Source organism: Faecalicoccus sp., assembly GCF_036552745.1.
Classification (GTDB): Bacteria; Bacillota_I; Bacilli_A; order Erysipelotrichales; family Erysipelotrichaceae; genus Faecalicoccus.
Map to the genome: position 1 here is coordinate 1 of NZ_JAXKBY010000134.1, position 2365 is coordinate 2365.

General features: G+C 42.5%; 3 protein-coding genes. 2 read left to right on the forward strand and 1 reads right to left on the reverse strand.

The genetic code is table 11. The features are described 5' to 3' along the window. A partial coding sequence (locus U0M88_RS06465) for a hypothetical protein (RefSeq protein WP_331869282.1) occupies window positions 1–276 on the reverse strand: 276 nt, incomplete at its 3' end. A gap of 377 nt (window positions 277–653) precedes the next feature. Here U0M88_RS06465 and U0M88_RS06470 point away from each other — a divergent pair. Both U0M88_RS06470 and U0M88_RS06475 read left to right on the forward strand, forming a co-directional pair. Further along, window positions 654–1403: an L-ribulose-5-phosphate 4-epimerase gene (locus U0M88_RS06470; RefSeq protein WP_442902236.1), complete on the forward strand. Its 750-nt coding sequence runs from the start codon at window positions 654–656 to the stop codon at window positions 1401–1403. 30 nt (window positions 1404–1433) lie between these two features. Further along, window positions 1434–2365, forward strand: a 932-nt coding sequence (locus U0M88_RS06475) for an L-arabinose isomerase family protein (RefSeq protein WP_442902237.1), incomplete at its 3' end; no start/stop codon positions are given.

A 2365-nucleotide genomic window follows, 5' to 3' on the forward strand; every position in this document is an offset into this window, starting at 1 on the left:
CGCTTCTCCCTTCTTTACTTTATTAGTCGGAATAGCCAGTTGTTTCGCTTCTTCCGACATCCCTTCATATTTCGTAATACTGATTTTCCCTAGAATAGAATCATGTAGGTTTCCTATTTGTATCGGTTTTCCGCAAGGAAAGGGCTCCGGTTTTTCCTCGAAGAATCTGTCGTTGATAATGACCAAAGACTTTTTCTCTTCTTTTTGTGCACTACAGTTCCCGGCGAAGAAGCAGAACAGAAACAGAGTTATTAAGTAACCAACGTTTTTCATCATCTTTATTTTAATAATAAGGTGTAACAAATGTAACCATTTAAGTTGAACCTGAAATAGATGACTATAACTTTTTAGTTGAAAAGATATGACTTTTTAATTTTTCCATATCTGTCGAAAAGCTTTAGCACAGATGTCAAAAAGCTTTTTCACAGTTGTCGTAAAGCTTTACCACATCTGTCAAAAAATTAAATGATAGTAGGATTTTTATGAAGAAGACATAACTTTTAGCGGACAACCTCTTTTCTGAGGAGTCCTTTTCTCCGGAAGAAATGGTTAAAAGTGTATGAGAAACACAAATTATGTTCCATAACATATATACTAGAGGTTCAATGAATTAAAATAAACCCTACTTTCGCTATCGAGCCGGTTGGGAAAGAATGAAGGTGTTTGAAAAGAGATTTTGCCGGCAGGAAGTGACATTTATAAAAAGGAAGAAGATGTTAGAAGCGCTAAAGGAGACAGTTTTTCAAGCAAACTTAGACTTGGTGAAACATGGTTTGGTCATTTTTACCTGGGGAAACGTGTCGGCCATCGACCGGGAAAGCGGGTTAGTTGTTATCAAGCCCAGCGGAGTTTCTTATGAGACCATGAAAGCAGAAGATATGGTAGTAGTCGATCTGGAAGGAAAGGTAGTAGAAGGGAATTTGAATCCTTCGAGTGATACGCCTACTCATGTTATATTGTATAAGGCTTTTCCTGAAATAGGTGGGGTTGTGCATACTCATTCTACGTTTGCGACTGCTTGGGCTCAGGCTGGCAAAGATATTCCGAATATCGGGACAACACATGCCGATTACTTCCATGATGCAATTCCCTGTACGGCGGATATGACAGCTGAAGAAGTGAAAGGCGCTTACGAACGGGAAACCGGTGAAGTGATCGTCCGTCGCTTTGAAGGCTTGAATCCAGTACATACTCCGGGTGTTCTGGTGAAGAATCACGGGCCTTTTGCTTGGGGAAAAGACGCACACGATGCTGTACACAATGCGGTCGTGATGGAACAGGTGGCCAAGATGGCGTGTTTCTCTTATCTGATTAATCCGCAACTGACGATGAATCCGCTGCTGGTAGAAAAACACTTCAGCCGCAAGCATGGTCCGAATGCTTATTATGGACAAAAGAAGTAAATCAATTTATTAACATAAATACGTAATACTATGAATTCATTTGATCAATTTGAAGTTTGGTTTGTAACAGGTGCACAGTTATTGTATGGTGGCGATGCTGTAATTGCCGTAGATGCACATAGTAATGAAATGGTTGCCGGCTTGAATGCCTGCGGAAATCTGCCAGTCAAGGTGGTTTATAAAGGAACCGTTAATTCGGCTAAGGAAGTAACGGCTGCGTTTAAGGCTGCCAACAACGATGATAAATGTATTGGTGTGATTACCTGGATGCACACGTTCTCTCCGGCTAAGATGTGGATTCATGGATTGCAGGAATTAAAGAAGCCTTTGTTGCATTTCCATACACAATATAATAAGGAAATCCCCTGGGATACGATGGATATGGACTTTATGAACTTGAACCAGTCGGCTCATGGCGACCGCGAATTTGGCCATATCTGTGCCCGGATGCGTAAGAACTGTAAAGTTGTCGTAGGACATTGGCAGGATGAAGCCGCACAGAAGAAGATCGCTGCCTGGATGCGTGTCTGCGCTGCTTGGGCAGATGCGCAGGATATGCTGATCCTTCGCTTCGGTGATCAGATGAATAACGTGGCAGTAACCGATGGAGATAAGGTAGCTGCCGAACAGACTTTGGGTTATCACGTGGATTATTGCCCGATCAATGACCTGATGGTTTATTATCGTGCCGTAGAAGACGCTGATACAAAAGCTCTGGTTGAAAAGTATTGGGCTGAGTATGATCATGATCCGAAACTGGAAGAACCAGGTACGGAAGCTTATACCAAAGTATGGAATTCGGCTAAGGCTGAAATCGCTTTGCGTCGTTTGTTGAAAGATAAGGGAGCCAAGGGCTTTACGACTAACTTCGATGATTTGGGCGAATTCGATCAGATTCCGGGTCTGGCTTCTCAGCGTCTGATGATGGAAGGTTATGGCTTTGGTGCAGAAGGCGACTGGAA

Excerpts from the sequence above, each read along its gene's own strand:
- U0M88_RS06470 (WP_442902236.1), top strand. The coding sequence starts at position 654 with ATGAAGGTGTTTGAAAAGAGATTTTGCCGGCAGGAAGTGACATTTATA.